Genomic DNA, 25865 nt, shown 5'->3' with positions numbered 1-25865 from the left:
GCGTGCATCGTTTGGTACTCCTGGTGATCGGAACCTGATCGATCGAGGGAGACAGTGATGGCCAGCGGCACGGTGAAGGTGTTCCACCACGACCACGGGTACGGGGCGATCACGCCGGACGACGGCGGGGCCGAGGTCGCGCTGTACTACGACGCGGTGCTCGGCGACCACGACGCGGTGCTGGTCGAAGGGCGGAAGGTCGAGTACGACCTGCTGGAGGAGGAGGGCCGGCCGGTTGCCGAGCGGGTGCGGGCCCTGTGAGGATGGCCGTCCATGGAGATATCGACTGCCCTGTGGTCCTTCGCCCTCGTCGTGGGGCTGCTCACGCTGACGCCCGGCCTGGACACCGCGCTGATCCTGCGGACGGCCGCGCTCGGTGAGCGGCGGCGGGCCTGGGGTGTGGTGCTCGGCATCCAGACCGGCACGCTGATCTGGGGCACCCTCAGCTCGCTCGGCGTGAGCGCCCTGCTGACGGCCTCCCACCTCGCGTACGAGACGCTGCGCTGGGCCGGGGTGGCGTACCTGCTGTGGATGGGTGCGCGGATGCTGCGCGGGAGCGGCGAGGCTGCGGCTGAGGCGGCCGGTCCGGCGGACTCGGGCGGGCTGTTCGCCGGGTGGCGGCGCGGCACGTTGACCAACCTGCTCAACCCGAAGGTGGGCGTCTTCTACGTCGCCGTGCTGCCGCAGTTCATCCCGGCGGGCGCGCCGCACCTGGCCGTGGGCGTGCTGCTGACCTGCGTGCACGTCGCGGAGGGGCTGCTCTGGTCGGCCGTCCTGGTCGGCTTCGCCCGTACGGTGCGCGGCTGGCTGGAGCGGCCGGCCGCGCGGAGGCTGCTGGACCGGGTGACGGGTGTGGTGATCGTCGGGTTCGGGCTCAGACTCGCCGTCTCGGACTGACCGCCTCGGACCGACCGGCCGTCAGCTCCCGTTCAGCCGGCTGAGGCCGGTGCGGAGTTCGTCGGCGTTCATGCAGGGGGTCATCGTCACGTCGGCGTTGAGGTTCAGCCAGGCCGGTTCGAGGGTGGGGACGATCGCGGCCTCGTCGGGCAGGTCTACCACCAGGAGGGCCGCCCGGCGGCCCATCCGCGCGAAGAAGTAGGCGGCCTCGGGCTTGAGCATCTCCATCATCTTGTCCATGCTGGCTTCGATCGTGCCGTCGGCGATCGCCTGGTTCGCGGTCGCGGTGTCCATCTCGATTTCGATCAGGGTGCGCATCGTGGTCACGCCGCCTCTCCGAGCAACGGTGACCGGCCCGGTGGCACATCCGTGCTGACGGACCGCCGTGAACCGGTCCTGCTACCCCAGCTTCCCGCCGACCGCCACCGCCCGCAATCGGATCACGCGCGCTGGCCCGGCCGGGTGACGGCGGCGCGCAGCGGTCAGGCGGCGTGCGACTTCGCGGCGGAAGCCTCGGGCTCTTCGGCGCGGGCGAGGTCGTGGTGGATCGGCCCCCGGCCGGCCGACAGCGGGAGGCAGCTGCCGCCCCGGCGGTGGGCGACGATCTCGGCGGCGACCGAGACGGCGGTCTCCTCCGGGGTGCGGGCGCCGAGGTCGAGGCCGATGGGGGAGCGGAGCCGGGAGATCTCGGCCTCGGTGAGGCCGACTTCGCGCAGCCGGGCGTTGCGGTCGCGGTGGGTGCGGCGGGAGCCCATCGCGCCGACGTAGCCGACGGGCAGGCGCAGGGCGCGCTCCAGCAGCGGGATGTCGAACTTGGCGTCGTGGGTCAGCACGCAGAGCACGGTGCGGCCGTCGATCCCGGAGGCCTCCGGTCCGGCGACCTGGGAGTCGAGGTAGCGGTGCGGCCAGTCGACCACGACCTCGTCGGCGTCCGGGAAGCGGCGCTCGGTGGCGAAGACCGGGCGGGCGTCGCAGACGGTGACGCGGTAGCCGAGGAACTTGCCGATCCTGACCACCGCCGCCGCGAAGTCGATCGCACCGAAGACGATCATGCGGGGCGCGGGGACGTACGACTCGACGAAGAAGGTGACGGTGCCCTGGCCGGCTTCGTCGCAGGGCCGCCCGTCCAGGCCGAGGACGAGCCGGCCGGTGCGGCCGGCGTCCAGCATGGCGCGGGCCTCGGCGACGGCGGCGCGCTCCAGGGCGCCGGTCGTGGTGGGCGCGGGGGAGAGCGAGCCGTGGTGGCTGTCGGCGGTGACGGCGACGGTCGCGCCGAGCAGGCCGGCCGGGCCGTCGATGACCCGGGCGAGGGCGACGGGCGTGCCGGAGGCGATGTAGGTGATCCCGGCGTCGAGCGCGGGGTCGGCGCCCGGGGTGATCGGCTGGACGAAGACGTCGAGGATGCCGCCGCAGGTCAGACCCACCGCGAAGGCGTCCTCGTCGCTGTAGCCGAAGCGTTCCAGCACCGGCTCGCCGGAGGCGATGGCCTCCTGGCAGAGCTCGTACACCGCGCCCTCGACACACCCGCCGGAGACCGAACCGATCGCCTCACCGGAGGCGTCGACGGCCAGGGCGGCCCCCGGGTCGCGCGGTGCGCTGCCGGAGACGCCGACGACCGTGGCGACCGCGAAGGAGCGCCCGGCCGCGTGCCAGCTCTGTAGCTGTTCGGCGATGTCCTGCATGTCGGGGGCTCCTTACGGGGTACGGAGTGCTGGTGGGTCCGCCGTGGTGCGGGAGCCGGGGCTCCCGCACCACGGCGGGTGGTGCTAGTGGACGCCGAGCAGTTCCTTCACCGGGGTGAGCGCGAAGTAGATCACGAAGACCGCACTCAGGATCCACATCAGCGGGCCGGGCTCGCGCCACTTGCCGGTGCCCGCCTTGATGACGGTGTAGGAGAGGACACCGGCCGCGACACCGGCGGTGATGCTGTAGGTGAACGGCATCAGGACGCAGGTGAGGAAGGCCGGGATGGCGACCTCGCGGTCCGACCAGTCGATGTGCCGGGCCTGGGCCATCATCATCGAGCCGATCACGACCAGGGCGGCGGAGGCGACCTCGACCGGGACGAGTCCGGCGATCGGGGAGAAGAACAGCATCAGGGTGAAGATGCTGCCCGTGACCACCGAGGCGAGGCCCGTCCGGGCGCCGTCGCCGACACCGGTGGCGGACTCGACGAAGACCGTCTGGCCGGACGCACCGGCCAGGCCGCCGATCGCGCCGCCCGCTCCGTCGACCAGCAGCGCCTTGCTCAGACCGGGCATCCGGCCCTGCTTGTCGGCGAGACCCGCCTCGGTGCCGACGCCGATGATGGTGGCCATCGCGTCGAAGAAGCCGGCCAGCACCAGGGTGAAGACCGCGACCGAGGCGCTGATCGCGCCCATGCCCTTGCCGCCGAAGGCGCCGAGGATGTCGACGTGCCCGAAGAGGCCGAAGTCGGGGGCGGCGACGGGGCTGCCCGGCCACTTCGGGACGGAGCTGCTCCAGGTGTGCGCGGGCAGGTTGCCCACGGCCTGGACGATGAACGCGACGACCGTGCCGCCGGTGATGCCGAGCAGGATCGCGCCCCGGACGTTGCGGGCCAGCAGGACGAAGATCGCGAGCAGCGTCAGGCAGAAGATCAGCACGGGCCAGCCGGCCAGGTTGCCGTCGGGGCCCATCGTCACGGGCGGGCCGAAGGGGTCCGGGCCGTGGTGCACGAAGCCGGCCTTGACCAGGCCGATCATCGCGATGAAGAGGCCGATGCCGATGGTGATCGCGTGCTTGATCGGCAGGGGTATGCCGTTCATGATCTTCTCGCGGAGTCCGGAGACCACCAGCAGCACGATCAGCAGCCCGTAGATCACACAGAGGCCCATGGCCTGGGGCCAGGTGGTGTGCGGGACGACGATCGCGGAGACCGCGCCGGACACCCCGAGCCCCGCGGCGGCGGCCAGCGGCACGTTGCCGACGACGCCGAGCAGGATGGTGGTGACGGCGGCGGCGAGGGCGGTCGCGGTGGTCAGCTCGCCGTGGCCGAGCTTGGCACCGGTGACGTCCGCGCCGTTCAGGATGATCGGGTTGAGCAGGATGATGTACGCCATGGCCATGAAGGTCGTGACGCCGCCACGCAGCTCGTTGCCGAACGTGGAACCACGTGCAGAGATCTTGAAGTAGGCGTCCAGCGCGTTCTTCGGCTGTACGGCCACCGGCGGCGTGGGGGCGCCTTCGGCAGCGGGTCTGTCGTCTTCAGTGGTGCCGGTCTCCGTAGAAGTCCGGGTCATGTCCACTCCCAAGGTTCAAAGGGGGTTGGGGTGGGCGAGCCGACCTGATTTGCCTACGTAGGAGTGGGCACAGGGGGACGAAATCGACTCACGTGGTGCACTCAGTGGTGCCGCGGTGCTGGGGGCACCCCCGGCCGAAGGCCGGGGGAGGGTGGTGCGCACCGCTGCAGAGCCCCGGCGTGGGAGAGGCAGCGGGCCTGGTGCACTTGTTTCACTGGCTGTTTTCTCTTGGTGCTGCCCCGGGGCGGCGGGGAAGACGGTCGCCGCCCCGGGGAGGTCTGGCGGGTGGCTAGAGCGTCCCGGTGAGGTGCTCCGGCCGGACGGGGATGCGGTTGAGCGCGATCCCGGTCGCCTGGCGGATGGCCGCGACGATCGAGGGGGTGGCGGACACCGTGGGGGCCTCGCCGACGCCGCGCAGCCCGTACGGGGCGTTCGGGTCGGGCAGCTCCAGGATGTCCACCGGGATCGGCGGGGTGTCCAGGATGGTGGGGATCAGGTAGTCGGTGAAGGACGCGTTGCGCACCTTCCCGTCCTTGACGATGATCTCCTCCATCACGGCCAGGCCGAGCGCCTGGGTGCAGCCGCCCTGGATCTGGCCGACCACCGAGAGCGGGTTGAGCGCCTTGCCGACGTCCTGCGCGGCCGTCAGCTCGACCACCTTGACCAGGCCCAGCTCGACGTCCACGTCGACCACCGCGCGGTTGGCGCAGAAGGTGTACTGGACGTGGCCGAAGCCCTGCCCGGTCTCCTTGTCGAAGGGGACGGTCGGGCGGTGGTGGTGCTCGCGGGTGAGGTCGATCGCCTCGTCGCCCAGCAGGTCGACGATGGAGACCAGCGGGCCACCGGCCTCGGAGATCACCTTGCCGCCGAGCAGGATGATGTCGGTCTGGGTCCAGCCGTAGCGACGGCGGCCCTTCTCGATCAGCGCCGCCTTGACCGCCTCGGCGGCGTACTTCACCGCGCCGCCCGTCATGTACGTCTGACGCGAGGCGGAGGTGGAGCCGGCCGAGCCGACCTCGGTGTTGGCCGGGTGGATGGTGACCTGCTCGACGCCGAGCTCGGTGCGGGCGATCTGGGCGTGCACGGTGATGCCGCCCTGGCCGACCTCGGCCATCGCGGTGTGCACCATGGCGACCGGCTCGCCGCCGATGACCTCCAGGCGGACCCGGGCGGTGGAGTAGTCGTCGAAGCCCTCGGAGAAGCCGACGTTCTTGATGCCGACCGAGTAGCCGACGCCGCGCACGATGCCCTCGCCGTGCGAGGTGTTGGACAGCGCGCCGGGCAGCGTACGGACGTCGAGGTTGTCCAGGTCCAGCGGCGGCGGGAGCGGCCGGTCCTTGACGATCTGCAGCAGCCGGGCGACGGGCGCCGGCGAGTCGATGACCTGGCCGGTGGGCATCGGGTCGCCCTCCGACATGGCGTTCAGCTGGCGCAGCTCGACCGGGTCCATCCCCAGCTCGGCGGCCAGCCGGTCCATCTGGGTCTCGTACCCGAAGCAGGCCTGCACCGCGCCGAAGCCGCGCATCGCGCCGCAGGACGGGTTGTTGCTGTAGAGGGCGATGGCCTCCATCCGCACGTTCGGGATGTTGTACGGGCCGTGGCCCAGCGAGGCGGCGTTGCCGACCACGGCGGGGGAGGCGGAGGCGTACGCGCCGCCGTCCAGCACCAGGCGGGCGTCGGCGTAGACCAGCTTGCCGTCGCGGGTGGCGCCGTGCTCGTAGTACATCTTGGCCGGGTGGCGGTGCACGTGGCCGAAGAAGGATTCGTCGCGGGCGTAGACGATCTTGACGGGCTTGCCGGTGCGCTGGGCGAGCAGGCAGGCGTGGATCTGCATCGACAGGTCCTCGCGGCCGCCGAAGGCGCCGCCGACACCGGCGAGGGTCAGCCGGAGCTTCTCCTCCGGGATGCCGAGCACGGGGGCGACCTGCTGGCGGTCCACGTGCAGCCACTGGGTGGCGACGTAGAGGTCCATGCCGCCGTCCTCGGCGGGCACGGCGAGACCGGACTCCGGGCCGAGGAAGGCCTGGTCCTGCATGCCGACCTCGTAGTGGCCCTTGACCACCACGTCCGCGAGGGCGCGGATCTCGTCGGTCACGCCGCCGCCGTGCACCAGCTTCTGGCTGTGGCAGATGTTGCCGTGGCCGTGCGACTTGAACTCGTGCGGCTCGTGGACGTAGCCGTACGTCTCGGGGTCGAGGCACTGCTCCTCGGTGACGATCGGGTTCAGTACCTCGTACTCGACCTTGATCTTCTTCACCGCGCGGCGGGCCGTCTCGGGGTGGTCGGCCGCGACGATCGCGATCGCCTCACCGTGGTAGCGGACCTTGTCGATGGCCAGGGCCGGCTGGTCCTGGATCTCCAGGCCGTAGAACTTCGTGCCCGGGATGTCCTCGTGCGTCAGCACCGCGTACACGCCGGGCAGCTTGAGCGCCTCGGAGATGTCGACGGAGAGGATGTTGGCGCGCGGGTGCGGCGAGCGCAGCGCCATGCCCCAGAGCATGTCCTCGTGCCACAGGTCGGAGGAGTACGCGAACTCGCCCTTGACCTTCAGCGTGCCGTCCGGGCGCAGCGGCGAGCCGCCGATGCCGTCCGGGCTGCCGGTGCGGATGTCCTGCAGGTTCTTCTGACCCTGGATGGTGCGCGTGCTCATTCGGAGGCACCTGCCTTCTGGCACTTGCGGGCGGAAGCGAGCCGCACCGCGTCCATGATCTTCTCGTAGCCCGTGCAGCGGCACAGGTTGCCCGACAGCGCCTCACGGATGTCCGTGTCGCTGGGCTGGGCGTCCTGCTCCAGCAGGGCGTCGGTCTGCACCAGCAGGCCGGGGGTGCAGAAGCCGCACTGGACGGCGCCGGCGTCGATGAACGCCTGCTGGACGAGGCCGAGCTCGCCGTTCTCGTCCAGGCCCTCGACGGTGCGGACCTCGCGGTCCTGCACCTGGCCGGCCGCGACCAGACAGGAACAGACCGGGGTGCCGTCCAGGTAGACCGTGCAGGAGCCGCACTCGCCCTGCTCGCAGGCGTTCTTGGAGCCCGGCAGGCCGACGCGCTCGCGCAGCACGTAGAGGAGGCTCTCGCCCTCCCAGACGTCGTCCGCCTCCACGGGCTTGCCGTTGGCGGTGAAAGTGACCCTCATGCCGCGCTCCTGATCTGCTTGCTGTAGTCGTTCCACGTCCAGGTGAGCGTGCGGCGGGCCATCACGGCCAGCGAGTGCCGCCGGTACTCGGCGGTGCCGCGGACGTCGTCGATCGGGGAGGCGGCGGCCTTCACCAGCTCGCCGAACTTCTGGATCACCTCGGTGCCCAGCAGGTCGCCCGACTGCCACAGGCCGCGCTCGGCGAGCACGCCCGCGAGGTACTCCTCCGCCTCGACGGCGCGGCGCGGCGTGGGCGCGGCGGAGCCGATGCCGGTGCCGACGGTGCCGTTCTTGGGGTGCAGCGCGAAGCCGAAGGCGCAGACCGCGATGACCATCGCGTTGCGGGTGCCGATCTTCGAGAACTGCTGCGGGCCGTCGGCGACGGGGATGTGGACGCGCCGGATCAGCTCGTCCTTCTCCATCGAGTTCCGCTTCACGCCGACGTAGAAGTCGTCGATGGCGATCAGCCGGGTACCACGGGCCTGGGAGGCGACCTCGACGAAGACGTCACGGCCGGCCGCCAGCAGCGCGGGGTGCGCGTCACCGGCGGGGGAGGCCCCGCCGAGGTTGCCGCCCACGCCGCCACGGTTGCGGATCTGCGGCGAGCCGACCGTGTGGGCCGCCAGCGCCAGGCCGGGCAGCGGTCCGGACAGCTCGTTGATGATCCGGGTGTACGGCACCGAGGCACCGAGCTGCACCACACCGTCGGCGATCTGCCACTCGGACAGCTCAGTGATGCGGTTCAGGTCGAGAATCGCGGATGGCCTGTGCACGTCGAAGTTCATCTCGACCATGACGTCCGTACCGCCCGAGATGGGCAGCGCGGCCGGGTACTCAGCCTTCGCCGCGAGTGCCTCGTCCCAGGTAGCGGGCCGAAGGAACTCCATGCGGGTGTCTCCTCAAGTCGTCGTGTGTCGCCCGGACCTCTGCGGGGCCGGCCCCGCGGGGCCGGGGTGAGAGAGTCCAAACCCTCGGTGTCTCGGACTTTCTCGCCCGTTCGTTGCCCTGGCGTTGAGTCCTGGTCACCGGGGTGTGTCCGGCGGCGTGTGGCCAGTGAACCGCTGTGACCCCGCCCACTGGCAGTCACCGATGGCATGAAGCCCTCACCTCGCTCCCGCCCGGCATCCTGTACGTTCCTCTAAGGCGGACAATTGCCCTGTACAGCGGTTCGTGAACTGCTACCTACGACCGTAATCCGGCCGTGATTCCCGAGCGATGACCCCGTGACCCGGGAGCGTGTTGAGACGTAACACCGAGTGCCTTTCCTCGGGCACACTGTGAGCCCCCCAGCTCACCCGAACCCCCACCAGACAAAGGAGTCTGCGGATGCGTGTCCGTGACCTGCTCGCCCCCGGTGCCCCGCAGCTTCGGCTGCTCGCCGCCGAGGACGAGCTCGACCGGCAGGTCAGCGGTGTCATGACCACGGACCTGCAGGAACCCGGCCGCTACCTGCACGGCGGTGAGCTGGTGCTCACCGGCATGCTGTGGCGGACCGGCCCCGCCGACTCCGAGCGGTTCGTCCGGACCCTGGTGGCGGGCGGGGCCGTCGCGCTGGCGGCCGGCGAGGCCGAGGTCGGCCCGGTGCCCGAGGACCTGGTCGACGCCTGCCGCCGCCACCGGCTGCCGCTGCTCGCCGTCCCCGACGACATCGCCTTCGGCACGGTGGTCGAGTTCATCGGCCGCCAGGTCTCCGCCGACCGGGCCGCCGACCTGGCCGCGCTGGTCGACCGGCACCGGCTGCTGGTCTCGGCGGCCGGCGGCGGCGGCCTGGACGCGGTGCTGGACCTGCTCGGCGGCGACCTGGACCTGGACTGCTGGGTGCTCGCCTCCACCGGCCGGGTGATCGCCGGCCCCGCCGACCGGCTCTCCGCCGAGGACCGCGACCAACTCGTCCGGGCCCACCTCGCCGCGCAGCGCCAGCGCCGCCGCCCGCCGCACCGGGCCCGGCTGGCCTCCGGCTCGTACTCGCTGCTGCCCGCGCCCGCCTCGACCGAGGCCGAGGCCTCGCTCGCCGACTGGATGCTCGCCGTCGCCGGGGACGTCACGGAGTGGACGGGCAAGCGCCAGCAGCTCGCCGAGAACCTGGCCCGCCTGGTCGCCGCCGAGCGGCTCCGCCGGGACGAGGGCCGCCGGCTGCGCCGCCGGATCGCCGAGGAGGTCCTGACGCTGCTTCAGCGGGACGCCGATCCGGCGGAGATCAGCCGCGCGCTGTACGCCTCCTCCGCGATGGCCGCCCGCTACGAGGGCGCCGAGCCGAAGCCGATGGTCACGGAGGGCAGCTGGCTGGTGCTCAGCGCCGAGGGCACCGGCCTGCCCGACGGCGCGGTGCGGATGATCCTGGAGGAAGCCCTCACCGACAGCGCCGACCGCGCGCTGGTGGCCGGCAGCGGTACCGGCGCGGTGGTGGTGCTGCCCGCACCGGACACCGCCGTCCCCGCCGACGCGCTGCGCGAGCTGCTCGCCCCGCTGGAGGCCGGCCTCGGCTCCGAGGGCCGGATCACGCTGGGCGTCTCCGCCCCCGCCCTGGAGGCCGGCGGACTGCGCGGCGCCCTGGAGGAGGCCCGGCATGCCCGCCGGATCGCCGCCGCCCGGGTCGGCCGGGTGTGCGTCGCGGGCCCGGAGGAGCTGGCCTCGCACGTCCTGCTGCTGGCCGCCGTCCCGGACGAGGTCCGCCGGGCCTTCCGCAGCCGGCTGCTGGACCGGGTCATCGGGTACGACATCGAGCACCAGGCCGACCTGGTCCGCACCCTGGAGGCGTTCCTGCGCTCGGACGGCTCCTGGACGCGCTGTGCCGCCCAACTGCATGTCCACGTCAACACCTTGCGGTACCGGATCGGCCGGATCGAGGAGCTGACCGGACGTGACCTCTCCCGGCTGGAGGACCGGGTCGATTTCTACCTCGCCCTTGAACTGGCCTGACAGTGAACTGCCCTGACCTGGGAATTCCCTGACAGTCGGGCCGTTCAAGGCACCGTCTCGCGACTGTTCCTACACGACTGTTGCCCAGTCGTTAGCGCCGCGAGGTTTCGGTGGCGGGTGGGTTTCGCTAGGTTAATCGGATTAGACCAATGTCAGGCATTCCTGCGCCTGAAGCGTCCGGTACCCGGCGGAGCCCAGCCCTGTGAACACGCTGCACCAAGTGCCGCCGCAACGTCCCGCGGCGAATTCCGGGGGGCGCCGCCGAGCGCCTCGCAAGCCGATGGCAGCGCCCCGCCGCAGCGGGCTGCTCCCGGCGCCGCCGGACGACCAGGAGAAGTACTCGTACGTCAAGCGCTACAGCGGTGTCCTGACCCTCTCCTCGCTGCTCGGCTTCGGCTCCGTCTTCTACAGCCAGATCGACACCGCGCGGCACAGCCTGTGGATCTGGGTCTTCTCACCGGTGCTGCTGCTCTCCGTGGTCGGCTTCCTGATCGGCCTCCGGCTGGAGGCCTTCACCCCCAGCTTCGACCTCAAGCGGCACCGCAAACTCGTCCGCGCCTGGCAGCCCGAGCAGTACCCGTCGGTGGACGTCTTCCTGCCGGTCTGCGGCGAGCCCGTCGAGGTGCTGCACAACACCTGGACGTACGTGCAGCTGCTGGCCGACGCCTACCAGGGCCCGCTCACCGCGATCGTCCTGGACGACTCGGACAGCCCCGAACTGGCCGCGATGGCAGCCGACTTCGGCTTCCGCTACCTCGTCCGCCCGAACCGGGGCTGGTTCAAGAAGGCCGGCAACCTGCGGCACGGCTTCGAGAACTCCGACGGCGACGTCGTCCTCATCCTGGACGCCGACTTCGCCCCCCGCCACGATCTGCTGGACGAGCTGCTGCCCTACCTCGACGACGACCCGCGCGCGGCCATCGTCCAGTCGCCCCAGTACTTCCGGGTGCTCGACCAGCAGAACTGGATCGAGCGCGGCGCCGGCGCCGTCCAGGAGCTGTTCTACCGCTCCGTCCAGGTCTCCCGGCAGCGCAGCGACGGCTCGATCTGCGTCGGCTCCTGCGCGGTCTACCGGCGCACCGCGCTGGCCGAGATCGGCGGCACCAGCCTGATCGAGCACTCCGAGGACATGCACACCGGCTTCGACCTGCGGGCCCGCGGCTGGGACCTGCGATACGTCCCGCTCGCGCTGTCCACCGGCGTCTGCCCGGACTCCATCGGCGCCTACTACAACCAGCAGTACCGCTGGTGCATGGCCTCGATGAGCATGCTCGGCAGCATGAAGGACTTCTGGCGGGTCCCGATGCGGTTCGTCAGCCGGCTCTGCTACATGTCCGGCTTCGTCTACTACATCGAGACGGCGCTGCTCACCTTCACCGGCCCGCTGATCGCGCTCGCCCTGCTGCTCTTCTTCCCGGAGCAGCTCCAGGCCACCAACATGTGGTACGTGCTGCCCAGCGTGCTCTACCTGACCGTGGTCTACCCGCTCTGGCACCGCAACCCGTACCGCCTGGAGGCCTGGGCGACCCGGGTGATGTACGGCTGGGCGCACACCTTCGCCATCTGGGACCTGCTGCGCCGCCGTCCGATGGGCTGGCAGCCGTCCGGCTCGTCCAACGCGAAGAACAACAAGACCCGCCGGTTCTGGATCGGCATGTGGGCCTGGAGCCTGCCGACCGCCGTGCTCTGGATCGCGGCGGCGGTGTGGCGGATGTCCACCATGGTCCCGGAGAACTTCGCCCTGATGCTCGGCTCCGGCGTCTTCTACGCCGTCACCGTCGGCCGGGTCCTGGTCCAGCCGCGTACCGACAGCCTCCCCGAGGTGGACCCGGCCGACGCGAGCGTCTACGTCGAGACCGCTCACTCGGTGAGCCGGCACGTCGCGGGCCCGTACCTCGGCAGCCCCTACCTCGCCGACCCCCGGCACGAGGAGCAGCGGCACGAGGAGCAGCGGATCGCCGTCCAGCGCAGCCAGGTGCATCCGGCCGGGGCCGTCCAGGGCGAGGCCCGCGCTGCCGAGGCCCGTGCCGCGGAGGCGCGTGCCGCCTGGGCCTTCCACACCGAGACCCCGTCCGCCGGTGCGACTTCCGCCGGCGCCCCATCCGCCGGGGTCCGTCCCACCGGCGTCCGTTCCGTCGAGACAGTCGAGACAGAGGAGGCGGGCGCGTGAGCCGACCGCAGATCAGTCGGCGTTCCGCCCTGCTGGGTGCGCTCGGCGCCCTCGCCTTCGGCAGCACCACGGCCGCCTGTGCGCCCAGCGCCACCGCGCCGATCGGCGCCGGGGGCAACGGCGCGGCCCCGGCCGGCGCCGCCGCGCCGGGCGGCGCTGCCTCGGCCTCGCCCGCCGCTCCGCGCGTCCCGTACGACATCACCTCGATGCTGATGCCCAAGAAGAAGTTCCTGGGTGCGACCTTCGACGGCGTGCCGCAGTCGCTGGCCCCCGTCGACGCCTTCAGAACCACCGTCGGCAAGGCGCCCAACCTGCTGGTCTACTACCTCGGCTGGGGAGACGAGTTCCAGACCGACCAGACCCAGGCCGTCTGGCAGCACGGGATGCTCCCCTACATCGCCTGGGAGCCGTTCAAGAAGACCCTGGCCGAGATCGGCGCGGGCGGCGAGGACGACTACATCCGCCGCACCGCGCTCGCGATCCGCGACCTGAACGTGCCGGTGGCGATCAGCTTCGGGCACGAGATGAACGGCGGCTGGTACCCCTGGGGCACCAAGGACAGCAACGCCGCCGACTTCGTCACGGCCTGGCGGCGCATCCACGACCGCTTCCAGGACGTCGGCTGCTCCAACGTCATCTGGGTGTGGAGCCCCAACGTGATCAACCCGGTGCCGACGGTCCGGCTGAAGCCGTACTACCCGGGCGACGGCTACGTCGACTGGCTCGGCGTGATCGGCTACTACGCCAAGACCGGGCCGCACACCTTCGGCACGCTCTTCGGGCCGACCCTCAAGGAGATCCGGGCGTTCAGCACCAAGCCCGTGGTGCTGGCCGAGACCGCCTCCGAGCCGACCCCGCGCAAGCCCGCCGACATCGCGGACCTGTTCGCGGGCGTGCTCGCCGACCCCGCCGTGCTCGGGTTCGTCTGGTTCAACCTGCGCAAGGAGACGGACTGGCGGGTCGACAGCGGCCCCGACGCCCTTGCCGCCTTCCGCAGCGCGGCCGCCGACCCGCGTATCGGTTTCGACGTGGAGCACCCCTGATGGACAGCCGTCCCCCGACGACCGAGCCCGCCCCGGGCTCCTGGTTCGTGCCCAAGCAGAAGCAGCAGGCCGCCGACCCCGCCGAGTCCGCCGAGCCCACGGCCGCCGAGCCGGACCCGGACCCGGCCCCGTCGCCGGTCCGGGCTGCGGTCCGGGCTGCGGTCCGGGACGTGGTGGAGCCGCCGGCGGAGTACGAGAACGAGCAGACCATGCAGCTGCGGGCGCTGCCCGAGCCCGTGGCGGAGCCCGACCCCGGCTACGCCTTCGCCGAGCCCGTCCGGCCCGGCTGGACGCTGCCGCCCGTCGCGGACGTCGCCTGGTCGGCCCGGGCCAGCCGGCGCCGCACCTGGATCAGCCGGGGAGTGCTGCTCGCGCTGCTGATCGTCCAGTCGGTGCTGACCCTGCGGCTGCGCAACTCCGCCTTCGAGGACGAGGCGCTCTATCTGTACGCCGGGCACGCCGAGATCGCCCAGCTCTTCCACGGCGCCCCCGACTACGGCGGCTTCGCCGGGTACTTCTCCGGCGCGCCCACGCTCTACCCCGTCCTGGCGGCCGCAGTGGACTCGCTCTGGGGCCTGACCGGCGTCCGCGCGATGAGCCTGCTCTTCATGCTCGTGGCCAACGGCCTGCTCTACTCCTTCACCCGCCGGCTCTTCAACGAGCGGGCCGGGCTCTGCGCGGCCGTCCTCTTCGCGTTCGCCCAGTCCACGCTGTTCCTCGGCAACCTGGCGACGTACGACGCCCTGGCCGTGCTGCTGCTGGCCGCGGCCACCTGGATCGTGGTCCGGGTCGGCCACGGCCACTGGGCCCTGCCGCTGCTCGCCGCCCCGGTGGCGGCGCTGGCGGTCGGCGTCAAGTACGCCGCCGCGCTCTACCTGCCGACCATCGCGCTGCTGCTCCTGCTGGTCGCGTACCAGCGGCACGGCGTGCTCCGGGCGCTGCTGCGCACGGCGCTGTTCACCCTCGGGACGGGCGGCCTGCTCGGCGCGGGCCTGTACGCCTCCGGCTACATGACGGCGATCAGCGGCACCACCACCGCCCGCGCCCACGGCGACACCCCGACGCTGGCGATGATCGAGGACAGCACGCGCTGGGGCGGGCTGCTCTTCGCGGTCGCCTGCGTCGGCACCGTGCTCTACGCCCGCCGGGCCCGGCTCAGCGAGATGCCCGGCTGGCGGCAGGCCGTGCCCGGCGCGCGCTGGCGGCTCGCGCTCGGCGTGCTGCTCAGCGCCACGGCGCTGCTCGCCCCGCTCTACCAGATCCACCTGTCGACCAGCACCTCGCTGCACAAGCACGTCGGCTTCGGCCTGCTCTTCGCCGCCCCGATGGCCGGGGTCGGGATGGCCCGGATGATGGGCGCGCACTTCAAGTTCCCGCAGCTGGCCATCGCGATCAGCGTGATCGCGCTGACCATGGGCATGTCCCAGTCGGCGAAGAACTTCGGCATCTGGCCGGACACCACGTACCTGATCCAGGACCTCTCGAACAAGGTCCAGCCCGGCCAGCGCTGGCTCGGCGAACCGCACGAGGGCCCGGTCTACTACCTCACCGACCTGCACCGCACCGAGTACCAGTACTGGACCTCGGTCTTCTACATCGACTACACCGGCCGCAAGGGCCAGCACCTCTCCGGCGTGGCCGGCTACCGGGCCGCCATCCAGGACGGCTGGTTCGACGGCGTCGTCCTCGACGTCGCCGACGGCATGGGCGACGTGCCCCGCGCCGTCCGCGACGAGATGCGCACCGGCGGCAAGTACCGCCTCTCCAGCGCCCTCCCGTACCGCACCTCGGCGGGCACCGGCCACTTCGAGGTCTGGCTCCGCAGCACCCCGGCCCCGGCACCCGCCCCGGCGCAGGCGGCGGCCGCCCCGGCCCCGGCGCCCGATCCGGCGCAGGCCCCGATGGCGACCCCCACCCCCACCCCCACCCCGGCCCCGACCCCGAAGGCGACCACGACCCGGAAGGCGGCCCCGGCCGCGACACGGCGCTGACGGCCTCGCAACGGCCGCCCCGAACGGGACGCGGCACCCCGAACCCCTACCCCGGACCCCCGGACAGCACCGCGCCCGCCCGGTCGGGACCGGGCGGGCGCGGTGGGTGTGGCCGGAGGGCCGTCAGTGCTGGGCCGGGATGACGCCCGTCAGCCACTTGAAGACGTCGGGGATCATCGGGGCCCAGGTGTCGCTGCTGTGGGCGCCGGTGGTCTCCTGGACGGTGACGGTGGTGGGGGCCTTGGCGGCCGCCTTGACGGCCATCGCGCCCTCGTAGCCGTCGCCCTTGTTGCCGCTCAGGTAGAGGGCGGTGGTCGGCGGGGTCTGGGCGGCCTTCAGGATGTTGAGGGGGTTGGAGATCTCCCGCAGGTGGGGGTCCTTCGCGGTCAGCGAGGCGGACTCGGCGGCGGGGTCGTTGTAGCCGGAGAGGCTGACGCCCGCGCGGTAGCGGTTCGGGTGCTCCACGGCGAGCTTCTCCGCGCAGTGGCCGCCGGCCGAGTAGCCCGCGACGGCCCAGCGGTCGGCGCCCGGGTCCGCCCGGAAGTTGTCGAGCACCATCTGCGGCACGTCACGGGAGAGCCAGGTGTCCGCGTTGACCTTGCCCGGGACGTCGGCGCAGCCGGTGTCCACGGTGTTGCCGAGCAGCTGGGTGCGCGGCGAGATCAGGATGAACGGCGAGACCGTGCCGGCCTGCATCAGCGGCTTCAGCTTCTCGGACACCTTCAGGGTGCCGTACCAGGTGCTGGAGGAGCCGGGCCAGCCCGGGAGCAGCTCGACCACCGGGAAGGTCTTGTCCTTGTACGCCGGGTCGTTGTACTGCGGCGGCAGCCAGACCAGCACCTCGCCGTCGACGCCGGAGAGCCGGCCGTTCAGCTCGGTCCGCTGGACGTCCTTGGGCACCTTGGGGTCGTCCACGCCGGTGAAGGACTGGAGGACCTTGGGCCGGCTGTTGGCGTCGCTGCTGCCCTTGCCCGGGGTGCCGTTGTCCGCCGCGACCACGGGCACCGACCGGATGTGGTTGCCGGTGCCGAGCAGGTCGTCCCAGCTCCCGTAGATCAGGTTGGCGTTGTTGACCATCACGAAGACCATCAGCACGGCGGTGATCTGGGCGAAGAGAATCATGACGAGCCTGGCCAGGAACTGCAGCGGCTTCGGTCCGCGGACCCGCCCCCACAGCAGCAGTGCCACCGCGATGGAGACGGGCACGAGGATCACCGTGCAGATGAGGAAGGGGGTGCCTGTCAGTTGCATCAAGTTCTCGTATCCGGGTTGCCAGCTGTCCGGGCCCCGCTTGCCCGGTACGCGTTTCAATAGGGTCAGACAGATTCGAACGGCAGATCAGTTGCTCTCCACGCTGAGGGGAAGCTGAGAGGAACATCACGTTTCGTGAGAATCGGCTGTACGGCCGGGTCCAGTCTGCCATCCGCCCGGGGGTGTCCGTCGAAGGCCCCCAGGGTCCTCTCGCGGAGCCGGTGAACGGACCCTGTGATTCCGGATCGCCTGTCGCGCCGTCAGGCCGCGCTCACCCGCCCGGCGGTGCGCGGCGGCGCCCCGGCCCCGGGCGTCCGACACTGGTACCACCGAGCGGGCGGACCAGGACGGCGGGTCGAGGACATGAGACGTACCGCACCTCCACGGCCGGTGCGGATCGCCGTCCTCCCGGCCGTCCTGCTGGCCGCGCTGCTGCTCGCGGCGGGGTGCAGCAGCACGGGCGGGCTCCGCGCCGAGCAGGCCCGCAACCGGGCCGCGGCGGGCGCGGGTGCGGGCGGCGCGGTGGACACCCCGCGCTGGAAGATCGCCATGGTGACCCACGCGGGTGCGGGCGACGCCTTCTGGGACACCGTCCGCAAGGGCGCCGAGCAGGCCGCCGCCAAGGACAACATCACCTTCCTGTACTCCAACGACGCGCAGACCCAGAACCAGGTCCAGCTGGTCCAGGCCGCGATCGACCAGCGGGTCGACGGCCTGCTGGTCTCGCTGGCCAAGGGCGACGCGCTGGGGCCGGTGCTGGCCAAGGCCAGGGCGGCGGGCATCCCGCTGATCAGCATCAACTCCGGCGCGGAGTTCTCGGCGGGGTTCGGCGCGCTGACCCACATCGGCCAGGACGAGACCACGGCCGGCCAGGCGGCGGGCACCACGCTGAGCGGCCGGGGCCGCCGGAACGTGCTCTGCGTCATCCACGAGCAGGGCAACGTCGGCCAGGAGCAGCGCTGCGCCGGGGCGAGGAGCGCCTTCGGCGGCCCGCTGCAGACGCTGTACGTGGACGGGGTCAACCTGCCCGACGCCCGGGCGTCGATCGCTGCCAAGCTCCAGGCCGACCCGGCGCTCGACACCGTCCTGACCCTCAGCGCGCCGCTCGCCGCGACCGGTCTGCAGGCGATCCGGGACGCCCGCCGGCCCGTCGAACTGGACACCTTCGACCTGGGCACCCAGGTGGTCACCGGTCTGCAGGCCGGTACGGTCGGCTTCGCCGTGGACCAGCAGCCCTACCTCCAGGGGTACGAGGGCGTCGACCTGCTCTGGCTGTACCGCTCCAACCTGGACGTGCTCGGCGGCGGCAAGCCCGTGCTGACCGGCCCGCAGGTGCTCACCAAGGACGATGCGGCGGCGCTCGCCACGTACGTCGCCCGGGGCACCCGGTGAACGCGCCCGCGGCGCCCGCCGCGCCGGGCCCGCCCGGCCCGCCGGCCTCGTCGGCCGAGCTGGTGACGGACGGCCGTCCGGTGCGAAGGCGCCCGCCCAGGCCCGAGCTGGGGGCGGTGCTGGCGGCGGTGGCCGTCTTCCTGTTCTTCTGCGTCGCCGCGAGCAGCTTCCTGCGGGCCTCCTCGATCGGGACGGTCCTCTACGCCGCGTCGACCATCGGGATCATGGCGGTGCCGGTCGCGCTGCTGATGATCGGCGGCGAGTTCGACCTGTCGGCCGGGGTGCTGGTGACCACCGCCGCGCTGACCTCCTCGATGGTCTCGTACCGGCTCACCGCCGTGACCTGGGTCGGGGTGCTGGTCTCGCTGGCGGTGGCGCTGGCGATCGGCGGGTTCAACGGCTGGGTGCTCGGCCGCACCCGGCTGCCCAGTTTCATCGTCACGCTCGGGACCTTCCTGATGCTGACCGGCGCCAACCTGGGCGTCACCAAGCTGGTGTCCGGCACGGTGAGCACCAAGCCGATCGGCGACATGCAGGGCTTCGCCTCCTGCCACTGGCTGTTCGCCTCGGAGTTCACGGTGGGCGGGCTGACCGTGAAGGCGACGGTCTGGTGGTGGCTCGGGCTGGTCGGGCTGGGCAGCTGGGTGCTGCTGCGGACCCGGTTCGGCAACTGGATCTTCGCGGTCGGCGGCGACCCGGCCGCCGCCCGGGCGGTGGGGGTGCCCGTCGCCCGGACCAAGACCTGCCTCTACCTGGGCGTCGGCTTCTGCGCCTGGGTGCTCGGCCAGCACCTGCTGTTCTCCTTCGACACCGTGCAGTCCGGCGAGGGGGTCGGCAACGAGTTGATCTACATCGTGGCGGCGGTGATCGGCGGCTGCCTGATCACCGGCGGGTACGGCTCGGTGGCCGGGTCGGCGCTCGGGGCGCTGATCTTCGGGATGACCAGCAAGGGCATCGTGTACGCGCAGTGGGACCCGGACTGGTTCAAGTTCTTCCTGGGGGCGATGCTGCTGCTCGCCGCGCTGCTGAACTCCTGGGTCAAGCGGCGGGCGGAGCGGGGGCCGGCCCGATGACGCCGCCGGAGCGCGAGGAGCGGCCGGAGCCGTCGGAGGCCAGGACGCTGCTGGAGCTGACCGGGGTCGGGAAGTCCTACGGCTCGGTGCGGGCGCTCGCCGACGTCTCGCTGGCGGTGCGGGCCGGCGGCATCAGCTGTGTGCTGGGGGACAACGGCGCGGGGAAGTCCACCCTGATCAAGATCATCGCGGGGCTGCACCAGCACGACGAGGGCCGCTACACGATCGGCGGCGGGGAAGTCCGGCTCACCTCGCCCCGGCAGGCGCTGGACCTGGGGATCGCGACCGTCCACCAGGACCTCGCGGTGGTACCGCTGATGCCGGTGTGGCGGAACTTCTTCCTCGGCGCGGAGCTGGGCCGGTTCCGGCTGGACATCCCCCGGATGCGGGCCGTCACCCGGGACGCGCTGGCCCGGATGGGCATCGAGCTCGACGACGTGGACCGGCCGATCGGGACGCTCTCCGGCGGGCAGCGCCAGTGCGTGGCGATCGCCCGGGCGGTGCACTTCGGCGCGAAGGCGCTGGTCCTGGACGAGCCGACGGCGGCACTCGGGGTCAAGCAGTCCGGGGTGGTGCTCAAGTACGTCGCCGCCGCCAGGGCCGCCGGGCTCGGTGTCGTGCTGATCACCCACAATCCGCACCACGCATACCTGGTAGGAGACCACTTCACCCTGCTCAAACGAGGGAGGATGTCCGGGAGCCACCCGCGCGCCGAGATCACCCTCGAACAGCTCACCACCGAGATGGCGGGCGGCTCCGAGCTGGCCGAGCTCTCGCACGAGCTGGCCGGCGGCGAGGCCCGTACCGACCCGGGCGGGGCCCGTACCGACCCGAAGGAGCGTCCGAGCCCGTGACCAGCCCGAACCCCGCCAGCCGGCCCGCCACCCGGCCGGTGACGCTGCCCACCCTGCTCGGCATCGGCCCCCGCGCGGAACGCCGCCGCCGCACCCTGCCGGTCGGCCTGCTGCGGCTGCCCACGGTGGGGATCGACATCGGCGGCACCAAGGTGGTGGCCGGGGTGGTGGACGGCGAGGGCAGGGTGCTGGAGAAGCTCCGCACGGACACCCCGCACAAGAGCCGCAGCCCCAAGGTGGTGGAGGACATCATCGTCGAACTGGTGCTCCAGCTCGCCGACCGCCACGACGTGCACGCGGTGGGCATCGGCGCGGCCGGCTGGGTGGACGCCGAGCGCTCCAAGGTGCTCTTCTCCCCGCACCTGAACTGGCGCAACGAGCCCCTGCAGGAGGCGCTCAGCGCCCGGCTGCGGTTCCCGGTGGTGGTCGAGAACGACGCCAACGCCGCCGCCTGGGCGGAGTGGCGGTTCGGCGCGGGGCGCGGCGAGGACCACATGGTGATGCTCACCCTGGGCACCGGGATCGGCGGCGCGGTGGTCCGTGACGGCTACGTGGACCGGGGCAAGTACGGCCTGGCGGGCGAGTTCGGCCACATGCAGGTGGTGCCCGGCGGGCACCGCTGCCCCTGCGGCAACCGGGGCTGCTGGGAGCAGTACTCCTCCGGCAACGCACTCGTCCGGGAGGCCCGCAGCCTGGTGGCGGAGGAGTCCCCGGTGGTCGAGCCGCTGCTCGCCCGTGCGGGCGGCACGCCGGACGGACTGACCGGTCCGTTGGTCACCGAGGCGGCCCGGGCCGGGGACCCGGTCGCGGTCGAGCTGCTCTATGACATCGGCACCTGGCTGGGCGTCGGCATCGCCAACCTGGCGGCCGCCCTGGACCCCGGGCGCTTCGTCGTCGGCGGCGGTGTCTCCGAGGCGGGCGACCTGCTGATCGTCCCGGCCCAGGAGGCCTTCCGGCGCACCCTCAGCGGACGCGGCTTCCGCCCGGAGGCCCAGATCGTGCACGCGGCCCTCGGCAACGAGGCGGGCCTGGTCGGCGCGGCCGACCTGGCCCGCCAGGTGGCGCGGCGCTTCCGCACCATCAAGCGGCACCGGGTGGAGCGGGCGGCGCTGTCCTGAGCCGCCCGTCACCTGCCGGTCGGGTTCAGGCCCGGAGGCCGTCCTCCCCGGTGTCACCCGCGCCGGGGGTGGGCCGCTCAGGGGCCCGCGTGCGCTCGGCCGCTTCCTTGGCGAGGCGGGCGCGCCGTTGCTCCTCCGCCTCCACGGCCAGGGCCCGGGCGGCGGCCGTGCGGCGGCCGTCGCGGCGCTCGATGGAGTTCGCCGCCCGGAAGACCAGGACCGACACGCCCACCACGACCGTCCCCAGGCCGTAGATGTCGCTCTGCGCCATGGTGTCCGCCTGGCAGCCGTACAGCATGAACCCGTTGCCGATCAGGAAGCCTGTCCATCCCAGCAACCTCAGAAACGCCATGGGTCCTCCTCGGTGCGATCGCACGGGTTCGAAGGGGTGGGAGCCGGCGGGCCGCCCTCAGGAGGCCGGTGGAACGCCCGGCCGGGTGAGGCGGCCGGCCCGGAGCCCGGCCCGGTCGGGAAGGGACTGGTAGAGCGAGTTCCGGCTGACTCCGAGGCGCCTGGCGAGCATCTTGACGCCCCGGGGGTCCCCGAGCTCGGCCAGCGCCGTGAGCGCCTCCGTGCAGACCGGGTCGCCCAGCTCGCGGTCGGTGCTCAGGGCGTACAGCGCCTCGATGCCCCGCGGGTCCTCCAGCGCGTCCAGGAGTGTGGCTGCGGTCACCCGGCTGTGGCCGGCACCGCCGCTCATGGTGGTGTCGAGGGCGAGGTCGTGCAGCAGGTCGGCGCTGCGGGGGTCGCCGGACTCGGCCAGTTCTTTGGCGGCTTCGACGCGGTAGCGGCCGTTGACGGCGGTGTCGAGGGCGAGGGTGTGCAGCAGCGGAAGGCCGCGCGGGTCGCCGAGCTCGACCAGCCACCGGGCTGCCTGTACGCGGTTGCCGAAGGTGGTGTCGAGCATGGCGGCGACGGCGAGGAAGGCGATGGTGCGGACCGGGTCCCGGCTTTCGGCCTTCGCCTCGGCCTCGTCCACCAGGCCGTCCTGGTAGCCGGGGTCGAGGGCGAGCGCGTGCAGCAGTTCGACGCCTCGGGCGTCCCCGAGGTCGGCCAGCGCCCTGGCCGCCCGCGCCCGGCCGCCACGGAAGGCGGTGTCCAGGGCGAGGGCGTGCAGCAGCTCGACACCGCGGGAGTCGCCCAGCTCCGCCAGGGCCTCGGCGGCCTGCACGCTGGCGGGGTTCCCGGCGAGGGCGAGGGTGCGCAGCAGGTCGGCGCTGCGCGGGTCGCCGGAGGCGGCCAGTGCCTTGGCCGCCTCCAGGGACTTGGGGCCCTTGAGGGCGGGGTCGAGTGCGAGGGCGTGCAGCAGGTCGGCGCCACGCGGGTCGCCGAGCCCGGCCAGTGCCTCGGCGGCCCGGACGCGCTGGAGGCCGTCGAGTGTGGCGGCGAGGGCGAGGGCGTGCAGCAGGTCGGCGCCACGCGGGTCGCCGAACCGGACCAGCGCCTCGGCCGCCCGCAGCCGGGCGGTGTCGTCGAGAGTCCTGGTGAGGGCGAGGAGGTGGAGCGACTCGGGGCCGCCGGGGTCGCCGAGCAGGGCCAGCTCCTCGGCCGCCCGGACGCGGTCGGGGCCGTCGACGCCGATGTCGAGGGCCCGGGCGTGCAGCCGGTCGGCGAGGGTGGGGGCATGCCGCCCGGAGCGCCCGGTCGCCCGGAGGGTGAGGTCGGTGACCACCTGGCGTAGACGACTGGGCATCGCTGCTGTCCCTCCGGTCCCGGTGCCACCGCGTGGCGGGATGTGCCGCCTCCAGCGACCTGATGTCAGCTGATGTGAACTGACTCACTAAGAGCATTCACCGTAGCCCATTAATTGGTCAAGGGTCTTCTGGTGAACGAAGTTGACGGACAGTCAGCGAACGGATGAGGCGCCGGGACGGCCGGACATCGGAAGGGGGCGCGCCGATGGCGGAGCTACCGGCGAGTAGTGGCGCAAAGCCGACCCGCGAACCGGTTGTGGCGCAGGAATGACTGTGAAAGAAAAGGGAGTTGACGCTACTTCAGGAGGACGTTGATGCGAACGCCGACCCGCCCGGCCCCGTCGGCCGTCGTGGCCGCCGCCCTGGCCACCGCCCTGGTCTGTGCCGCCGCCGCGCCCGCGCAGGCGAGCGCGGGGCCGGCCAAGGTGCCCGAGGCGGTCGGCTACGGCGGCGCGGTCGCCACCGTCAGCGCGGAGGCCACCGCCGCCGGGATCGAGGTGCTGCGCAAGGGCGGCAACGCGGTGGACGCGGCGGTCGCCACGGCGGCGGCGCTGGGCGTCACCGAGCCGTACTCGGCCGGGATCGGCGGCGGCGGGTACTTCGTCTACTACGACGCCCGCACCGGCCGGGTCTCCACCCTGGACGGCCGGGAGACCGCCTCCCGCACCGCCGACCCCTCGCTCTTCCTGGAGAACGGGCAGCCGCTGGCCTTCGCCGACGCCGTCACCAGCGGCCTCTCGGTCGGGGTGCCCGGCACCGCCGCCACCTGGGACAAGGCACTCAAGCTGTGGGGCACCACCTCGCTCGACCAGGCCCTGAAGCCCGCCGAGCGGATCGCCGACCACGGCTTCACCGTCGACCAGACCTTCCAGGACCAGACCGCCCTGAACCAAGCGCGCTTCCAGGACTTCCCGGCCACCCGAGCGCTCTTCCTCCCCGGCGGGCAACTGCCCGTGGTCGGCAGCACCCTGCGCAACCCCGACCTCGCCGCCACCTACCGCCAGCTGGGCCGCGAGGGCATCCGGACGCTCTACCAGGGCCCGCTGGGCGCCGACATCGCCCGCACCATCGCGAACCCGCCGGTCGACCCGGCCTCCGGCCGCAACGCCCGGCCGGGCAAGGTGGACGCCACCGACCTGGCGGCCTACCAGGTCCGCCGGCAGCAGCCCACCCACGTCGACTACCGGGGCTACGACGTCTACGGCATCGCCCCCTCCTCCTCCGGCGGGACGACCGTCGGAGAGGCGCTCGGCATCCTGGACCACAGCGACCTCGCCTCGCTGGACAGCACCCAGTACTACCAGCACTTCCTGGAGTCCAGCCGGATCGCCTTCGCCGACCGCAACCGCTGGGTCGGCGACCCCGCCGCCGTGGACGTCCCGACGAAGCAGCTGCTCTCGCCCGCCTTCACCGCCGCCCGGGCTTGCCTGCTCGACCCGGGCCACGCCCTGACCAGCCCGCTCGCCCCCGGCGACCCGTACCACCCCACCGCCTGCGGCAGCAGCGGGCCGGCCGTCACCGAGACGTACGAGGGGCCCAGCACCACCCACCTCACGGTGGCCGACCGCTGGGGCGACGTGGTCGCCTACACCCTGACGATCGAGCAGACCGGCGGCAGCGCCATCACCGTCCCCGGGCGGGGCTTCCTGCTCAACAACGAGCTGACGGACTTCTCCTTCGTCCCCAACACCCCCGGCGTGCCCGACCCGAACCTGCCGGGGCCGGGCAAGCGCCCGCGCTCGTCCATCTCGCCGACCATCGTGCTCAGGGACGGCAAGGTCTTCTTCGCGACCGGTTCGCCCGGCGGCGCGACCATCATCACCACCGTGCTCCAGGTGCTGCTCGGCCGGATCGACCGGGGCCTGACGCTGGAACAGGCCATCGCCGCCCCGCGCGCCAGCCAGCGCAACGCCACCACCACGGCCGCCGAACCGGCCTTCCTCGCGCTGCCCGAGGTGTCCGGGCTCCAGGCGCTCGGCCAGTCCTTCGTCAACGGCGGCGAGATCGGCGCCGCCACCGGCGTCGAACGGCTGCCGGACGGCCGCTGGATCGCGGCGGCCGAGCCCGTCCGGCGCGGTGGTGGCTCGGCGGCGGTGGTCCGGAGCAGCCGCTGACTGTCAGTCGTGGGCGGTATGTTCGGGGGCGGGAGTCTCTCGGGGCTCCCGCTCCTCGTCCGCACCACCCGGGAAGGCCGCCAGCCGTGACCGTCCGCATCGCCACCTGGAACATCAACTCCGTCACCGCCCGGCTGCCCAAACTCCTGGAGTGGCTGGAGAGCGCCAAGCCCGACGTGCTCTGCCTCCAGGAGCTCAAGTGCGCCACCGACGCCTTCCCGTTCGAGGCCGTCCGCGAGCTCGGCTACGAGACGGCCGCGCACGGCACCGGCCGGTGGAACGGCGTCGCCATCGTCTCCCGGCTCGGCCTGGACGACGTGGTGCGCGACCTCCCCGGCCAGCCCGGCTACCTCGCCGACGACGCGCTGCTGCCCGAGGTCGAGCCCCGTGCCGTCGCCGCCACCTGCGGGCCCGTCCGGGTCTGGTCGGTCTACGTGCCCAACGGCCGCGAGGTCGACCACGCCCACTACCGCTACAAGCTGGAGTGGCTGGAGGCGCTGCGCAAGGACGTCCTGACGGAGGCGGCGGGCGAGCGCCCGTTCGCGGTGCTCGGTGACTTCAACGTCGCCCCCACCGACGAGGACCTCTTCGACCCGGCCGCCTTCGAGGGCCTCACCCACGTCACCCCCGCCGAGCGCGCCGCGCTGGCCTCCCTGCGGGAGGCCGGCCTCCAGGACGTCGTCCCGCGCCCGCTCAAGTACGACCACCCCTACACCTACTGGGACTACCGCCAGCTGGCCTTCCCGAAGAACCGTGGCATCCGGATCGACCTGACGTACGGCAACAAGCCGTTCGCGGATGCCGTCACCGACAGTTATGTCGACCGGGAGGCGCGCAAGGGCAAGGGCACCTCCGACCACGCGCCCGTGGTGGTCGACCTCGCACTGTGACGGGCCGAGCGGCGTTCGGTTGACCTCGAACGGTCCCGCAGGGTGGCCGGTCCGGGCGGTGGTGCCT

20 protein-coding genes and 1 pseudogene are annotated in these 25865 nt (G+C 72.5%); 12 read left to right on the top strand and 9 right to left on the bottom strand.

Going from position 1 to position 25865, the window contains the following annotated elements:
- The first annotated feature begins 57 nt into the window (after nt 1-57).
- Complete coding sequence (locus ABD330_RS20395) at nt 58-261, top strand: cold-shock protein (RefSeq protein WP_344467139.1); 204 nt, start codon at nt 58-60, stop codon at nt 259-261.
- 12 nt (nt 262-273) lie between these two features.
- Nucleotides 274-897 carry a LysE family translocator gene (locus ABD330_RS20390; protein ID WP_344467137.1) on the top strand — a complete coding sequence of 208 codons (624 nt, stop codon included), beginning with the start codon at nt 274-276 and terminating at the stop codon, nt 895-897.
- 21 nt (nt 898-918) lie between these two features.
- Here ABD330_RS20390 and ABD330_RS20385 read toward each other — a convergent pair whose 3' ends face one another.
- The 6 genes from ABD330_RS20385 to ABD330_RS20360 all read right to left on the bottom strand — a co-directional run bounded on the left by ABD330_RS20385 (nt 919) and on the right by ABD330_RS20360 (nt 8176).
- Nucleotides 919-1224, bottom strand: a complete 306-nt coding sequence (locus ABD330_RS20385) for a hypothetical protein (protein ID WP_425555592.1) — start codon at nt 1222-1224, stop codon at nt 919-921.
- Between the two features lie 155 nt (nt 1225-1379).
- Complete coding sequence (locus ABD330_RS20380; RefSeq protein WP_344467135.1) at nt 1380-2579, bottom strand: XdhC family protein; 1200 nt, start codon at nt 2577-2579, stop codon at nt 1380-1382.
- 84 nt (nt 2580-2663) lie between these two features.
- Nucleotides 2664-4157 carry an NCS2 family permease gene (locus ABD330_RS20375; RefSeq protein ID WP_344467132.1) on the bottom strand — a complete coding sequence of 498 codons (1494 nt, stop codon included), beginning with the start codon at nt 4155-4157 and terminating at the stop codon, nt 2664-2666.
- Nucleotides 4158-4446: 289 nt separating this feature from the next.
- Nucleotides 4447-6807 carry a xanthine dehydrogenase subunit D gene (pucD, locus tag ABD330_RS20370; RefSeq protein WP_344467130.1) on the bottom strand — a complete coding sequence of 787 codons (2361 nt, stop codon included), beginning with the start codon at nt 6805-6807 and terminating at the stop codon, nt 4447-4449.
- Nucleotides 6804-7289: a (2Fe-2S)-binding protein gene (locus tag ABD330_RS20365; protein WP_344467128.1), complete on the bottom strand. Its 486-nt coding sequence runs from the start codon at nt 7287-7289 to the stop codon at nt 6804-6806. The genes pucD and ABD330_RS20365 overlap by 4 nt, the downstream gene beginning before the upstream one ends.
- Nucleotides 7286-8176, bottom strand: coding sequence for an FAD binding domain-containing protein (locus ABD330_RS20360; protein ID WP_344467126.1), 891 nt, complete (start codon nt 8174-8176; stop codon nt 7286-7288). Before ABD330_RS20360 ends, ABD330_RS20365 begins: the two co-directional genes overlap by 4 nt.
- Nucleotides 8177-8615: 439 nt before the next feature.
- Between ABD330_RS20360 and ABD330_RS20355 the strand changes: the two genes are divergently transcribed.
- The 4 genes and pseudogenes from ABD330_RS20355 to ABD330_RS20340 all read left to right on the top strand — a co-directional run bounded on the left by ABD330_RS20355 (nt 8616) and on the right by ABD330_RS20340 (nt 15412).
- Complete coding sequence (locus ABD330_RS20355) at nt 8616-10208, top strand: PucR family transcriptional regulator (RefSeq protein WP_344467124.1); 1593 nt, start codon at nt 8616-8618, stop codon at nt 10206-10208.
- A 280-nt stretch (nt 10209-10488) separates the two neighbouring features.
- Nucleotides 10489-12012, top strand: a pseudogene (locus ABD330_RS20350) (glycosyltransferase family 2 protein); the annotation flags it as partial.
- 362 nt (nt 12013-12374) lie between these two features.
- Entirely contained in the window at nt 12375-13421 is a 1047-nt protein-coding gene (locus tag ABD330_RS20345; RefSeq protein WP_344467122.1) for a glycoside hydrolase family 26 protein, read from the top strand.
- Nucleotides 13421-15412, top strand: coding sequence for an ArnT family glycosyltransferase (locus ABD330_RS20340; RefSeq protein WP_344467120.1), 1992 nt, complete (start codon nt 13421-13423; stop codon nt 15410-15412). The genes ABD330_RS20345 and ABD330_RS20340 overlap by 1 nt, the downstream gene beginning before the upstream one ends.
- 123 nt (nt 15413-15535) lie before the next feature.
- On the opposite strand, the gene ABD330_RS20335 is transcribed toward ABD330_RS20340, so the two are convergent.
- A complete protein-coding gene (locus ABD330_RS20335) occupies nt 15536-16663 on the bottom strand; it encodes an alpha/beta hydrolase (protein ID WP_344467118.1) in 1128 nt (375 codons plus the stop codon).
- A gap of 363 nt (nt 16664-17026) precedes the next feature.
- Here ABD330_RS20335 and ABD330_RS20330 point away from each other — a divergent pair, with 363 nt between their 5' ends.
- The 4 genes from ABD330_RS20330 to ABD330_RS20315 are packed head-to-tail and all read left to right on the top strand — an operon-like array spanning nt 17027 to nt 21100.
- Nucleotides 17027-18055 (top strand): substrate-binding domain-containing protein, encoded by a 1029-nt coding sequence (locus ABD330_RS20330; protein ID WP_344467116.1) that lies wholly within the window; start codon nt 17027-17029, stop codon nt 18053-18055.
- Between the two features lie 59 nt (nt 18056-18114).
- Complete coding sequence (locus tag ABD330_RS20325) at nt 18115-19128, top strand: ABC transporter permease (protein ID WP_344467164.1); 1014 nt, start codon at nt 18115-18117, stop codon at nt 19126-19128.
- Nucleotides 19125-19982 (top strand): ATP-binding cassette domain-containing protein, encoded by an 858-nt coding sequence (locus ABD330_RS20320; protein ID WP_344467115.1) that lies wholly within the window; start codon nt 19125-19127, stop codon nt 19980-19982. Before ABD330_RS20325 ends, ABD330_RS20320 begins: the two co-directional genes overlap by 4 nt.
- Nucleotides 19979-21100 carry an ROK family glucokinase gene (locus ABD330_RS20315; protein ID WP_425555591.1) on the top strand — a complete coding sequence of 374 codons (1122 nt, stop codon included), beginning with the start codon at nt 19979-19981 and terminating at the stop codon, nt 21098-21100. The genes ABD330_RS20320 and ABD330_RS20315 overlap by 4 nt, the downstream gene beginning before the upstream one ends.
- A 25-nt stretch (nt 21101-21125) precedes the next feature.
- Here ABD330_RS20315 and ABD330_RS20310 read toward each other — a convergent pair whose 3' ends face one another.
- Nucleotides 21126-21452: a hypothetical protein gene (locus tag ABD330_RS20310; protein ID WP_344467113.1), complete on the bottom strand. Its 327-nt coding sequence runs from the start codon at nt 21450-21452 to the stop codon at nt 21126-21128.
- Between the two features lie 57 nt (nt 21453-21509).
- Entirely contained in the window at nt 21510-22793 is a 1284-nt protein-coding gene (locus ABD330_RS20305; RefSeq protein ID WP_344467111.1) for a HEAT repeat domain-containing protein, read from the bottom strand.
- Between the two features lie 315 nt (nt 22794-23108).
- Here ABD330_RS20305 and ggt point away from each other — a divergent pair, with 315 nt between their 5' ends.
- Both ggt and ABD330_RS20295 read left to right on the top strand, forming a co-directional pair.
- Nucleotides 23109-24908, top strand: coding sequence for a gamma-glutamyltransferase (ggt, locus tag ABD330_RS20300; RefSeq protein WP_344467109.1), 1800 nt, complete (start codon nt 23109-23111; stop codon nt 24906-24908).
- 86 nt (nt 24909-24994) lie between these two features.
- Nucleotides 24995-25798 carry an exodeoxyribonuclease III gene (locus ABD330_RS20295; protein ID WP_344467107.1) on the top strand — a complete coding sequence of 268 codons (804 nt, stop codon included), beginning with the start codon at nt 24995-24997 and terminating at the stop codon, nt 25796-25798.
- Nucleotides 25799-25865 lie beyond the last annotated feature (67 nt).

This window comes from Kitasatospora kazusensis (assembly GCF_039529945.1).
GTDB lineage: Bacteria > Actinomycetota > Actinomycetes > Streptomycetales > Streptomycetaceae > Kitasatospora > Kitasatospora kazusensis.
Note: the sequence above shows the minus strand (reverse complement) of the source record. Positions and strands in the feature narration are given on the sequence as shown.